The organism is Leisingera daeponensis, assembly GCF_019801465.1.
Classification (GTDB): domain Bacteria; phylum Pseudomonadota; class Alphaproteobacteria; order Rhodobacterales; family Rhodobacteraceae; genus Leisingera; species Leisingera daeponensis_A.
Window position 1 is genome coordinate 635,197 of record NZ_JAHVJA010000001.1, and the last position, 12,650, is coordinate 647,846.

The 12,650-nt window shown below is 64.5% G+C and carries 9 protein-coding genes; 6 read left to right on the top strand and 3 right to left on the bottom strand.

Translation table 11 applies throughout. The annotated features are described in order from the left end of the window. Window positions 1-251 precede the first annotated feature (251 nt). Window positions 252-3,671, bottom strand: a complete 3,420-nt coding sequence (locus KUV26_RS03085; protein WP_222507266.1) for an indolepyruvate ferredoxin oxidoreductase family protein — start codon at window positions 3,669-3,671, stop codon at window positions 252-254. A gap of 169 nt (window positions 3,672-3,840) precedes the next feature. Between KUV26_RS03085 and KUV26_RS03090 the strand changes: the two genes are divergently transcribed. From KUV26_RS03090 to grxD, 6 genes are all read left to right on the top strand, one after another. Beyond that, on the top strand, window positions 3,841-4,746 hold the full coding sequence (locus KUV26_RS03090; protein WP_222503160.1) for a LysR family transcriptional regulator: 906 nt from the start codon (window positions 3,841-3,843) through the stop codon (window positions 4,744-4,746). A 546-nt stretch (window positions 4,747-5,292) separates the two neighbouring features. Then, the gene (locus KUV26_RS03095) at window positions 5,293-7,419 is read left to right on the top strand and encodes a mechanosensitive ion channel family protein (RefSeq protein ID WP_261399711.1); all 2,127 of its coding nucleotides are present in this window, start codon (window positions 5,293-5,295) and stop codon (window positions 7,417-7,419) included. 169 nt (window positions 7,420-7,588) lie between these two features. Beyond that, the gene (purL, locus tag KUV26_RS03100; protein ID WP_222507268.1) at window positions 7,589-9,754 is read left to right on the top strand and encodes a phosphoribosylformylglycinamidine synthase subunit PurL; all 2,166 of its coding nucleotides are present in this window, start codon (window positions 7,589-7,591) and stop codon (window positions 9,752-9,754) included. Between the two features lie 99 nt (window positions 9,755-9,853). Next, a complete protein-coding gene (locus tag KUV26_RS03105; RefSeq protein WP_222503157.1) occupies window positions 9,854-10,372 on the top strand; it encodes a hypothetical protein in 519 nt (172 codons plus the stop codon). Between the two features lie 66 nt (window positions 10,373-10,438). After that, complete coding sequence (locus KUV26_RS03110) at window positions 10,439-10,675, top strand: BolA/IbaG family iron-sulfur metabolism protein (RefSeq protein ID WP_222503156.1); 237 nt, start codon at window positions 10,439-10,441, stop codon at window positions 10,673-10,675. A gap of 101 nt (window positions 10,676-10,776) precedes the next feature. Beyond that, the gene (grxD, locus tag KUV26_RS03115) at window positions 10,777-11,139 is read left to right on the top strand and encodes a Grx4 family monothiol glutaredoxin (RefSeq protein ID WP_222503155.1); all 363 of its coding nucleotides are present in this window, start codon (window positions 10,777-10,779) and stop codon (window positions 11,137-11,139) included. Window positions 11,140-11,221: 82 nt separating this feature from the next. On the opposite strand, the gene KUV26_RS03120 is transcribed toward grxD, so the two are convergent. Both KUV26_RS03120 and KUV26_RS03125 read right to left on the bottom strand, forming a co-directional pair. Next, a complete protein-coding gene (locus tag KUV26_RS03120; RefSeq protein ID WP_222503154.1) occupies window positions 11,222-11,617 on the bottom strand; it encodes a cell division protein ZapA in 396 nt (131 codons plus the stop codon). Further along, window positions 11,617-12,462 carry a colicin transporter gene (locus KUV26_RS03125; RefSeq protein WP_222507269.1) on the bottom strand — a complete coding sequence of 282 codons (846 nt, stop codon included), beginning with the start codon at window positions 12,460-12,462 and terminating at the stop codon, window positions 11,617-11,619. Before KUV26_RS03125 ends, KUV26_RS03120 begins: the two co-directional genes overlap by 1 nt. Between the last annotated feature and the right edge of the window lie 188 nt (window positions 12,463-12,650).

Below are 12,650 nucleotides of genomic sequence, written 5' to 3' on the forward strand. Positions count from 1 at the left end.
ATATACGGGGTTCCCTCTGCCGGGCGCGCAAAGGCGTCCCCCGGCGGCTTTCCGCCCGAGAGTAACGCGTTGGCAAATAATTGGAAATTTCAATATGCCCGGAAGGAAAGCATCCGTCTGGCCGGGTCCGCGCTGCCAGGCCGCAACCGGGAAGCGGAAAGCGCCGCGCAGTTGCGCGACGCCCGGCCCAACGGCATTGGGCCTTTCCGTGAAAGGCGCAAGGCGGGCGGGAGTGCTCCGCCCTGCCCTGTTTACTCGGCTGCCTGCTTAAGCGGCGTTCCGCCTTGGCGGAGGGCTGCTAGCAGCTCCTCGCGGCGCTTGGCGGCTTTCCGCTCATTGGCCAGTTTGACCGGGCCGAATCCGCGGATCTGCAGCGGCAGTTCGGCCAACGCCAGCAGGGGCTCGATGTTCTCCGGCGCGGCCTGCGGCAGCCATTCCTTCATGTCCGCCTCGTACTGCTTGATCAGCGCGCGCTCCATCCTGCGCTCTTCTGTGTAGCCGAAGACGTCGAGCGGCGTGCCGCGCAGGGACTTCAGCCTGGCCAGCAGGCGGAAGCCGCGCTCGATGCCCGCCCCGAACTTGCGCTTTTTCGGGCGGCCGTCGGGATCGGTGCCGCTCAGCATCGGCGGCGCCAGGTGGTAGGACAGCTTGAGGTCGCCCTCGAACTCGGCCTCTGCCTTGGCGCGGCTTTCCAGCAGCAGCCGGGCGACTTCGTACTCGTCCTTGTAGGCAAGAAGCTTGTGATAGCCCTTGGCCACCGCTTCTTTCAGGGCCGGGTCGCTGATGCCTTCCAGCATTCTGGTGTAACGCTTGGCCAGCCCTTTGCCCTGATAGGCCACCAGATGATCGGCGCGGAAGGCGATTTTTTCGTCCAGCGACTTCGGCTTCTCAACCACATTGGGCTGGATCAGCTTGGCCGCTTCTTCCGGATGCAGCACGGCCCAGCGGCCGATGTCGAAGGCGCGCTTGTTTCGCTCCACTGCCGCGCCGTTCATCTCGATCGCTTGTTCGATGGCCTCACGGCTGACAGGCACCAGGCCCTTCTGCCAGGCGCCGCCGAACACCATCATGTTGGAGAAAATCGAGTCACCCATGGTGGCGCGGGCCAGTTCGGAGGCGTCGAACAGGTCCAGCCGGTCACGCAGCCGCGCCTGCAGGGCCACTTCCAGCCGGTCCGTCGGCACCTTGAACTCGGTATTCTTGGTGAATTCGCCGGTGATGATCTCGTGGCTGTTCACAACCGCGCCGGTCTGGCCGGTGGTGGTCAGGCCCAGGGTCTTGGATCCGGCGCTGACCACCAGGTCGCCGCCGATCAGCGCATGCGCTTCGCCGGTGGCGACGCGGATCGCCGAGATGTCCTCGGGCTTGTCGGCGATCCGGCAGTGGATGTGCACCGCGCCGCCCTTCTGGGCGAGGCCGGCCATTTCCATCAGCCCGGCGCCCTTGCCGTCGATCTGCGCCGCCTGTGCCAGCACCGCGCCGATGGTCACCACGCCGGTGCCGCCGACGCCGGTGATCACGACGTTATGGGTGCCGCGGATTTCCGGCAGCTCCGGCATCGGAAGCTGCGGCAGGTCGATGTCCGCGGTTGCCTCCTTGCGGATCTTGGCCCCTTCGACGGTCACGAAGGACGGGCAGAAGCCATTCAGGCAGGAGAAGTCCTTGTTACAGGAGGACTGGTCGATGGCCCGCTTGCGGCCCAGTTCGGTGTCCTTGGGCACGATCGAGACGCAGTTGGACTGCACGCCGCAATCGCCGCAGCCTTCGCAGACGTCGGTGTTGATGAAAACCCGCTGGTCCGGGTCCGGGAACTGGCCCTTCTTGCGGCGGCGGCGCTTTTCGGCGGCGCAGGTCTGGATGTAGATGATGGCGGAGACGCCTTCGACCTGCTCGAATTCGCGCTGGATCTTCATCATCTCGGCGCGCTCGTGCATGCGCATGCCGGACGGGAACAGGGAGGCGTCCACGTCTTCCTTGTCGTCATAGACCACGGCCATGGTCTTGACGCCCATCGCCTTCAGCTCATGCGCGATCTGCTGCGCGGTCAGCCCGCCCTCGGCCTGCTGGCCGCCGGTCATCGCCACCGCGTCATTGTAGAGGATCTTGTAGGTGATGTTGGTGCCTTCGGCGAGCGCCGCGCGGATCGCCTGAACGCCGGAGTGGTTGTAGGTGCCGTCGCCCAGGTTCTGGAACACATGCTTGCGCTTGGAGAACGGCGCCTCGCCGACCCAGTTGACGCCCTCGCCGCCCATGTGGGTGAAGCCGGTGGTTTCGCGGTCCATCCACTGCACCATGAAGTGGCAGCCGATGCCGGCATAGGCGCGGGAGCCGTCCGGCAGGCGGGTGGAGGTATTGTGCGGGCAGCCGGAACAGAAATACGGCAGCCGGGTTGCGATTTCCTCGGCATTGTCGGCGCGCCGGGCCTCCGCCAGCGCTTCCAGCCCGGCCCGGATCGCTTCGGTCTCGCGGCCCTCCTCGATCAGGATGCCGCCCAGCTTCTCGGCGATCATGATCGGGTCGAGCGCATATTTGGTCGGGAACAGCTCCTCGCGGTGCATGCCGCCGGCGCCGCCCTTGTACCAGCCGTAGACGCGGCGGCCCTGACGGTCGTCGAAGATTGCCTCCTTGATCTGGATCTCGATCAGCTTGCGCTTTTCCTCGACCACGACGATCAGGTCCAGCTCTTCGGCCCAGTCGTGGAAGCCCTTCATGTCCATCGGCCAGGTCTGGCCCACCTTGTAGGTGGTGATGCCCAGACGTTCGGCCATGTTCTCGTCGATGTTCAGAAGCTTCAGCGCGTGCACCAGGTCGAGCCAGTTCTTGCCCGCGGCGACAAAGCCGATCCTGGCGCCGGGCTTGCCCCACATGCGCTTGTCCATCTTGTTGGCGTGGCTGAAGGCCTCCGCCGCAAAGCGCTTGTAGTCGATGATGCGGTTTTCCTGACGGAACCGGTCATCGTCCAGGCGGATGTTGAGGCCATCGGCCGGCATGTCGAACTCAGGCTCGACCAGCTGGATCCGCTCCGGGCGGGCGTCGACGACCGACGTCACCTCGATGGTGTCCTTCATGGTCTTGAGGCCCACCCAAAGGCCCGAGAAGCGGCTGAGCGCGTAGCCGTAGATGCCGTAGTCCAGGATCTCCTGCACCCCAGCGGGGCTGACGATCGGCAGGTAGCAGTCCAGCAGCGACCATTCCGACTGGTGCAGCACGGTGGAGCTTTCGCCGGTGTGGTCGTCGCCCATTGCCAGCAGCACGCCGCCGTATTTGGAGGAGCCCGCCATATTGGCGTGGCGGATCGCGTCGCCGGAGCGGTCCACGCCCGGCCCCTTGCCGTACCACAGGCCGAAGACGCCGTCGTATTTGCCTTCGCCGCGCACTTCGGCCTGCTGCGCGCCCCAGAGGGCGGTGACGGCAAGGTCCTCGTTCAGGCCGTACTGGAAGGTGACATCCGCCGCCTTTAGCTGCTTTTCTGCGCGGGACATCTGCAGGTCCACTGCCCCCAGGGGCGAACCGCGGTAGCCGGTGACAAGCCCCGCGGTATTTAGGCCCGCCGCCATGTCGCGGTGCTTCTGCATCAGCATCAGCCGCACCAGCGCCTGGGTGCCATTCAGCAGCACCGGCGATTTGGTGAGGTCATACTTGTCATTGAGTGAGATTTTCGGCGTGCTCATCTTGGCCTCCTCAACCGGGATTAGCTTGCACTTTCTGCTCTCAAGAATAGGTCATAATTGCTGACCTGAATAGCCGTATTTTTTTGTTTTTTCCTCGCTTGCGCCGTGAAAACTGATACATAACTAAGATTTCATATAGTCGGCCCCGAACGGACAGAAAGTAACGTGTATGGATTGGGATAAGCTCAGAATATTTCACGCGGTGGCCGATGCGGGCAGCCTGACCCATGCGGGTGACAAGCTGAATTTGTCCCAGTCCGCGGTCAGCCGGCAGATTCGCGCCCTCGAGGAGAGTTTGAATGCGACGCTTTTCCACCGGCATGCCCGCGGACTGATTCTGACCGAGCAGGGCGAACTGCTGTTTGACGCCACGCAATCGATGTCAGCACGGCTGGAGGCGGCCTCTGCGCGCATCCGCGACAGCGAGGAAGAAGTATTCGGGGAGCTGCGCGTCACGACGACAGTCGGCTTCGGCACCCTGTGGCTGGCACCGCGGCTGACGAAACTCTATGAACAGTATCCCAACCTCAAGATCGACCTGATGCTGGAGGAACGGGTGCTCGACCTGCCGATGCGGGAAGCCGACGTGGCGATCCGCATGAAGGAGCCGAGCCAGGCTGATCTGGTGCGCAAGCGCCTGATGACGGTGCGGATGGGGCTTTATGCAACGCCGGCGTATCTGGAGAAGCACGGAACGCTGGAAACCGCCGCGGACATTTCCCAGCACCGGCTGATCTGTCAGAACCAGAGGTCGGCCCAGGTCGGCTCCGCGGCTGTGCTGGGCAAGAAGCTGATGGCGCAGGATCCGGGATCGCTGCTGACCGTCAACAATTACTTCGGGGTGCTGCAAGGGGTCATTCATAACCTCGGCATCGGCATTCTGCCGGACTATGTGACAGAGGAATTCCCGCAGCTGGTCGAACTGCTGCCGGAAGAGGTACTGAACGAGGTTCCCGTCTACCTCGCCTACCCGGAGGAGCTGCGCCATTCCCAAAGAGTCGGCGCCTTCCGCGACTTTGTGCAGTCGGAGATCATGGCTCACCGCAAGCACATGAAGGAGCTTGGCAAGCTCTGAGCGCCCGCCGGGTGCAAGAGGTCCTGTTTCCCCGTCCGGGTCGGTTGCACCGTCACGGATTTCCCATGGCCGCCGCACGCTTCCAGAGCCATGCAAAAACCGCATAGCAGCATTGACGGTCATTTAGCGTTAATCCTCTTGAAGGGCCGGGGCACGCGCCCTAAATGAACCTCATGAAGGCGGCGGCACAGCCCCTCCTTCATACCTCCCTGTTGGACTTCGGCCGAGCTTAGTGCTCGGCCTTTTTTTTGGCCGAACGCCTGCCTGTTCAAGTGCGGCGCGGATCTGCGCCCTGCGGAGCAGTCCTGTTTTTCTTTGACCTGAATACAACTCATCGGGTCAACTGGGCCAGTGTTCACCCGTACCCGGCCTTGATTTTTGGCGCAGGAGGTTCCGATGACGTCCTTATTTCAGCACTTCGCCCGGATTTTCAGCGTTTTCTTGACGGTTCTTGTTCTGGGAACCGCCTGGCAAACGCCGGCAGCCGCGCAAACCGGCGCGGCGCCTGCCCTGCCGGACCCTCTGACGGCAGACGCCATACATGAGATGGTTGCACGTATGTCCGACGACCAGGTCCGGGCCTTGCTGCTGGAGCGGCTGGATGCCGTGGCAGCCGGTCAGGAGGCAGCCGCTCCGCCTGCCACTCTGACAGGCCGGGCCGTACAACTGTGGACGGCCTTCACGCTGCCGGTCACCGATGCGGTGCGCAAGCTGCCCGCGCTCCCCGCCGGGCAGGCTCGCGCCATTTCAAATTTCGTCCGGAAACACGGCGGCATCGGCGGAGTGCTGGCAATGTTCGGGCTGATCGCCCTGACGCTTGCCGCCGGCCTGGCCGCGGAATTTGCCGTGCGCAAGCTGATTGCCCGCTGGCGCAACCTGGAGGCCGTCAGCGGCCAGGCCGACACGCTGGCCGGCGCGCTGAGCTTTCTCGGCCGGCGTTTCCTGCGCGAGATCTTCGGCCTGGTGGTCTTTTACATCGTGATCCGCGCGGTGGGCCGTGCCGTGCTGGACAGCCAGATGCTGCTTTTCGCGGCGCCGTTTGTCACCTACCTGATCTGGCTTCCGCGCGTCGGTGCGGCGGTTTCCCGCTTCATCATGGCACCGGAAAGGCCGGACCGCAGGCTGGTCAATGCCAGCGACCGCTGGGCCGATTTTCTGCACATTCACACCATCGGCCTTATCTTTCTTGCCGGGCTGACCATCTTCTCGGTCCGGTTCAACGCCGCCAACGGCGTCGCGCCGGAAACCATCCGCCTGGCTTACTGGCTCGACAGCCTGGTCTACGTCTACATCATCTGGATCGCCTGGACCGCGCGCGAAGGCCTGACCGACATGATGCGCGGCACCGATCCGGACCGGACCCGCTATGATGAGGCGGCGGCGCAGTATTACCCTTACTTCGCGATGGCGGTTGCTGCCCTGACCTGGGTGGTGGTCGGAACGCTGGCCGGCCTGGGCAAGACGGCGCAGCTGGTCCACGGCGCCCATTACATCACCATGTTCTGGCTGCTGGCGGCACCGGCGCTGGACACCGCCATCCGCGGGCTGGTCAAGCATCTGGTCCCGCCGATGTCCGGCGGGGGCAGACTGGCGGCGCAAGCCTACAGATCGACCAAGCGCAGCTACATCAGGATCGGCCGGGTGCTGGTGGCGGGTGTCGTGCTGTTGATCATTTCCAATGCCTGGGATGTCGACCTGATGGCCATTGCCTCGGGCGCGGAAGGCGTGGCGGACAATATTATCGGTTTCCTGATGACCCTCGCTGTCGGTTACGTCGTCTATGAAGGCGTGTCGCTGTGGATCAACCGCAGGCTCGCCAAGGAGCAGACAGCCGGCGGCGGGGCAGAGGCCGGCGGAGAAGGCGGCGGCGCGGGCGGTTCGCGGCTGGCCACGGTGCTGCCGCTGCTGCTGGTCACCGCGCAGGTCGCCATTGCCGTCATTTTCGGCCTGCTGGCGGTGGGGGCGCTGGGCATCGACATCACGCCGCTGCTGGCCGGTGCCGGGATCCTGGGCCTTGCCATCGGCTTTGGCGCGCAGAAGCTGGTATCGGACGTGGTGTCCGGCATCTTCTTCCTGGTCGACGATGCCTTTCGGGTCGGCGAGTATGTCGAGGTCGAGGGCACCCGCGGCACGGTCGAGAAGATCTCCATCCGCTCGATGCAGCTGCGCCACCACCGCGGGCCGGTCAACACCATCCCCTACGGCGAGATCCCCAAGCTGACCAACTACAGCCGCGACTGGGTCATCATGAAACTGCGCTTCACGGTGCCGTTCGATACCGATCCCAACAAGGTGAAGAAGATCTTCAAGAAGATCGGCGCCTCGATGATGGAGGATGAGCTTTATAAGGACGATTTCCTGCAGCCGTTCAAAAGCCAGGGCGTCTTTGACTTTGACGATGTCGGCATGATCATCCGCGGCAAGTTCATGGCCAAGCCGGGCACCCAATTCACCATCCGCAAGGAGATCTACAACCGCGTCAAGGCCGCCTTCGCCGAGAACGGCATCGACTTTGCCCGCCGTGAAGTGCGGGTGGCGATTCCGGGGCTGGAGGACGCCGACCAGCTGAACGACACCGAAAGGGCTGCGGTCGCCGCCGCCGCCGGCAGCGCCGTGCAGCAGCAGGCGGCCGAGGATCAGGCCGCCGCCACCGAAAGCAAGGGCAGACGATGACAGTTCGATGCCATCCGCCGGACAGCGGCTCCGGCGCAGGGGACCGGGCATAACCGGTGTTTGCGGCCCTGCGGCCAAGTTGCCTTCGCCCGATTGCGCAACCCCTCTTTCCCAATGGCAAAGCTTGCTCTAAAAGGCGCGCAATCGCAGCCATTGGGGACGTTTACGGATGCAGGAACCCGCCATCACGCCTGAACTGATTGCAAACCACGGGCTGAAGCCCGAGGAATACGATCTGATCCTCGAAATCATCGGGCGGGAGCCGACGTTCACTGAGCTGGGGATCTTCTCGGCCATGTGGAACGAGCACTGCTCCTACAAGTCCTCCAAGAAATGGCTGCGCACCCTTCCGACCGACGGCCCGCAGGTGATCTGCGGCCCCGGTGAAAACGCGGGCATCGTGGACATCGGCGACGGCGATGCCGTTGTTTTCAAAATGGAAAGCCACAACCACCCCTCCTACATCGAACCCTACCAGGGCGCGGCAACCGGGGTCGGCGGCATTCTGCGCGACGTCTTCACAATGGGCGCGCGGCCCATCGCCTCGATGAACTCGCTGTCCTTCGGCGAACCGTCCCACCCCAAGACCCGCCAGCTGGTCAACGGCGTGGTTGAGGGCATCGGCGGCTACGGCAACTGCTTTGGCGTGCCTTGCGCGGGCGGCGAAGTCCGCTTCCACCCCGCCTATAACGGCAACTGCCTGGTGAATGCCTTTGCGGCCGGCCTCGCGCGCACCGACTCGATCTTCTACTCCGCCGCATCGGGCGTCGGGATGCCGGTTGTGTACCTTGGCGCCAAAACGGGGCGTGACGGCGTTGGCGGTGCCACCATGGCGTCTGCAGAATTCGACGACACCATCGAGGAAAAACGCCCCACCGTTCAGGTCGGCGACCCCTTCACCGAAAAGCGCCTGATGGAAGCCACGCTGGAGCTGATGCAGACCGGCGCGGTGATCTCGATCCAGGACATGGGCGCAGCGGGCCTCACCTGCTCGGCCGTGGAAATGGGCGACAAGGGCAAGCTGGGCGTGCGCCTGGACCTGGAAAAGGTGCCGCAGCGCGAAGAGAACATGACCGCCTACGAGATGATGCTGTCTGAGTCCCAGGAGCGGATGCTGATGGTGCTGAAGCCGGAGCTGGAAGCCGAGGCGCGCGCGGTGTTCGAAAAGTGGGACCTCGACTTCGCCATTGTCGGCGAAACCATTGCCGAGGACCGCTTCCTGATCATGCACAACGGCGAAGTGAAAGCCGATCTGGTCCTGTCCAAGCTGTCCTCGACCGCGCCGGAATACGACCGCCCCTGGGTGCCGACCCCGGCCGCCGAGCCGCTGACCGACGCGGACGTGCCGACCATCGACCCGATCGACGGCCTGAAGGCGCTGATCTCCTCGCCGAACTATGCCGGCAAGCAGTGGGTTTACGAGCAGTACGACACCACGGTGATGGGCGACACCCAGCGCCGGCCGGGTGCCGGCTCCGGCATCGTGCGGGTGCACGGAACCGACAAGAAGCTGGCCTTCACCTCCGACGTGACCCCGCGCTACGTCAAGGCAAACCCGTTCGAGGGCGGCAAGCAGGCCGTGGCCGAGGCTTACCGCAACCTGACCGCCGTTGGTGCCAAGCCGTTGGCGACCACCGACAACCTGAACTTCGGCAACCCCGAAAAGCCCGAGATCATGGGCCAGTTCGTCGGCGCCATCAAAGGCATCGGCGAGGCGGTTGCGGCGCTCGACATGCCGATCGTTTCCGGCAACGTGTCGCTGTACAATGAGACCGACGGCAAGGGTATCCTGCCGACCCCGACCATCGGTGCCGTGGGCCTGATCGCCGCGGGCGAAGAGCCGATCATCGGTGAGGCCCGTGACGGCCATGTCGCTCTGCTGGTTGGGGAAACCACCGGCCACCTCGGCCAGTCGGCGCTGCTGGCCGAAGTTTTCAACCGCGAGGACGGCGACGCCCCGGCGGTGGACCTGGAAGCCGAGAAGCGCAACGGCGAGTTCATCCGCGCCAACCGCGAGCTGATCAAGGCCTGCACCGACCTCGGCGACGGCGGGCTGGCGCTGGCGGCGTTCGAGATGGCCGAAGAGGCCGGCGTCGGCGTGCAGATCGACGCAGGCGACACCCAGACGCTGTTCGGCGAAGACCAGGCGCGGTACCTGATCGCCTGCAACTTCGACCAGGCCGAAGCGCTGATGCTGGCGGCTGGCCAGGCGGGCGTGACCATCACCTCCGTGGGCAAGTTCGGCGGCGACACAGTGAAAATCGGCGGCTCCGAAGCGCCGCTGGCCGAGCTGAAGGAGATCTTCCGCTCCAGCTTCGCCGCTGCCGTGGCCTGACGCCCGGGCGCTGCCCTTCACGGGCGGCACCTCAGGCAATCCACCAAGGGCGGGATGGCACAGCCGTCCCGCCTTTTCCTTTGATCCGGGAGCCGGCCGATGACCCTTCCAGAGCTGACAGAGGATTGCAGCCGCTGCGCGGGCCTGTGCTGCGTCGCCTATCCGTTTGAAGCGCATGAGGATTTCGGTCTGCTCAAAGAGGCGGACACGCCCTGCCCCAACCTCGCCCCGGATTTCCGCTGCAGTATCCACGGCGATTTGGCCGCCTGCGGCTTCGGCGGCTGCGTCGCCTATTCCTGCGCCGGCGCCGGCCAGCGGGTGACGCAGGAGCTGTTCGACGGCGACACCTGGCGCGACGACCCCGATCTCCTCACCCATATGACCCATGCCCTGCGAGTGCTGCGGCCGATCCACGAGGCGCTGCTGGTGCTGCAGGAGGCCGCCGCGCTGCCGCTGCCGCACCACCTGCAGGACCGCTGCGCTGCCCTGACTGCTGCGCTCTGCCCCGCCAACCCCTCATCCATCTGGGATTTTGAGGACGACAGCCTGCAGGAGGCCCTGGCCGGGCTTCCGGAATTCGTTGAGACGCTTGCGCCATACGCGCGCATCCCCGGTTAATCCCGCTTGCACAGCCCCGAGCGGGCACTTACATTTTTGTCAAACAAGACAAAGGACTCCCCCCAGATGCCTATGCAAGCCCATGAAATTGAAGAACTGCTGCGCCAGAGCTTTCCCGACGCGGAAATTCAGGTCGGCGGCACCGATGGCGTGCACATGTCCGCCATGGTCATCGACGAAAGCTTCCGCGGGAAGAACCGCGTCCAGCAGCAGCGAGCCGTCTACGCCGCGCTGAAAGGCAAGATGGACGGCCCCGACGGCGAGTTGCACGCGCTGGCATTAACGACTAAAGCTCCTGAATGATAGAAGAGCTATGCTCTGGCGCAGTCGCCAAGGCTGCGGAAGTGGCAACTGATTTTGTGTCGTCTCTGCATGACGGCCCTTCGAAGCAAAAGGACTCGGTAATGACCGACGCAAAGACCCGCATCGACGAAACCGTAAAAGCCAACGACGTGGTGCTCTACATGAAAGGCACCAAGGAAATGCCGCAGTGCGGCTTCTCCTCGCGCGTGGCAGCGGTGCTGAACTACATCGGTGTGGATTACACCGACGTGAACGTGCTGGCGGATGAGGAAATCCGTTCCGGCATCAAGGAATACTCCGACTGGCCGACCATCCCGCAGCTCTATGTGAAGGGTGAATTCGTGGGCGGCTGCGACATCATCACCGAGATGGCCCTGTCGTCGGAACTGGACGCCCTGTTCGAGACCAACGGCATTGCCTTCAACAAGGAAGCGGCCGATAAGATCCGCGAAGCCAACGCCTGATCCCGGGCGCCATCCGCGGCAACAAAAAAGGCGCCCCTGCGGCGCCTTTTCCTTTATCCGCAAAGGTTTGGCGGGCAGGCGCTCAGCCCGCCGCCTGCTCCTCGATTTCCTGGGCCAGCGCCTCGGTGCGGGCGGCAAGCTCGGCCAGGCTCTCCGCCACCTGCGGCGGAACCACGGGGATCTCAATGCGCTCTGGCTCCGGCGGCGGGGCGTTCTTCAGCGCTTCCAGCTCCTGCTCGCGCTCGGCCAGCACCGCCTCGACTTCTTTGATGCGGTCCTCGACGGCGGCGGTCTTGTCCGCCAGCATCAGTCCGGCCATCAAGAGCATCCGCGCCTCGGGCATGCGGCCGATCTGGTCCGACAGCACCTGCGCCTCATCGTCCAGCATCTTGGCGGCGGAATGCAGGTAGCTTTCCTCGCCCTCCTGGCAGGAGACCTCAAAGCCGCGGCCGCCGATATGAATGGTCACTTCGGGCATCAGACTTCCTCTCCTTCAGGCAGGTTGCGGGCCGTGACCAGCAGCGGCTCCAGCTTGGCCAGCACTGCATTGACCTGCGCCTGATCGCTGGCCTGGGCTGCGCGCAGCCCTTCGATTTCTGCTTCCATGGCGGAATTGATCAGCCCGGCGTCCCCCAGGCCTTGCGCGTTCGCCTCGCGCAGGGAGGCATTGGACGCGCGCAGTTCCTCATTGGCCAGGCGCAGTTGCTGTAATTCGCTGTCCAGCCGCACCAGGGCCTGGTTCTGGCGTTCCAGTTCCGCGTCCATGTCGAAGGCCCCGGACTGTTCGGCCGGTGCCACGCTGCCGGCGGCCTGCGCCGCATCCAGCTGAGCTTTCAGGTCTTCGATGGCGGCCTGCGCTTCAGTGAGCTGATCCTCCAGCGCTTCCCTGGCGCTGGCGGCAGTGTTCGCGGCGGTTTCCAGCTCGCCTTTCAAACGCGCGACCTCAGCCCGCAGCGCCTGCTTCTCCGCCGGATCGCCGGCCTCGTTGCGCAACAGCTGCAATTCGGCTTCCATCGCGGCGACATCTGCGCTGCTGGCGGAACCGGCAGGCGCGCTGCTTTCGGCCTCCTTGAGACGGGCATGCAGCACCTTCACCCGCTCCTCGAGCTGCGCGTTGACAGTCCGCTCCTCGTCGAGCGCCTGCTCCAGTTCTGCATTGGCAGCCCCGGCAGCGGCGGCTTCAGCGGCCTTGACGGCTTCGGCAGTTGCTTCCTCCGCCTTGGCCCTGTCCGCCGCGCGCGCCTCCTGCAGCGCGGCAGAGCCTGCGCTGATGCGCTCCAGCGCGGCCTGGATGCGGCCCTGCAATTCTTCAATCTGGTTCATGCCTGTCCCTCACCCGCACCCCGCCGTTCCATTATTTCCCCGCTGCCTGCCCGAATCGAGCAGGCGCGGCCGGCATGGGCCAGTTCTTCCCTTTCAGGGATAAATCACCCCCCTTTGCGTTTCAACCACTTGCCGTGCCATCTTCGCGCAGAATGCCCGCGATCGGCGCAACCACGCTTGATCTTTGG

What these genes read in the sequence shown, in the direction of transcription:
- KUV26_RS03095 (WP_261399711.1), top strand. Translation starts at nt 5,293, where the DNA reads ATGGTTGCACGTATGTCCGACGACCAGGTCCGGGCCTTGCTGCTGGAG.
- KUV26_RS03120 (WP_222503154.1), bottom strand. Translation starts at nt 11,617, where the DNA reads ATGCCCGAAGTGACCATTCATATCGGCGGCCGCGGCTTTGAGGTCTCC.
- KUV26_RS03090 (WP_222503160.1), top strand. Translation starts at nt 3,841, where the DNA reads ATGGATTGGGATAAGCTCAGAATATTTCACGCGGTGGCCGATGCGGGC.
- KUV26_RS03125 (WP_222507269.1), bottom strand. Translation starts at nt 12,462, where the DNA reads ATGAACCAGATTGAAGAATTGCAGGGCCGCATCCAGGCCGCGCTGGAG.
- KUV26_RS03105 (WP_222503157.1), top strand. Translation starts at nt 9,854, where the DNA reads ATGACCCTTCCAGAGCTGACAGAGGATTGCAGCCGCTGCGCGGGCCTG.
- KUV26_RS03085 (WP_222507266.1), bottom strand. Translation starts at nt 3,671, where the DNA reads ATGAGCACGCCGAAAATCTCACTCAATGACAAGTATGACCTCACCAAA.
- grxD (WP_222503155.1), top strand. Translation starts at nt 10,777, where the DNA reads ATGACCGACGCAAAGACCCGCATCGACGAAACCGTAAAAGCCAACGAC.
- purL (WP_222507268.1), top strand. Translation starts at nt 7,589, where the DNA reads ATGCAGGAACCCGCCATCACGCCTGAACTGATTGCAAACCACGGGCTG.
- KUV26_RS03110 (WP_222503156.1), top strand. Translation starts at nt 10,439, where the DNA reads ATGCCTATGCAAGCCCATGAAATTGAAGAACTGCTGCGCCAGAGCTTT.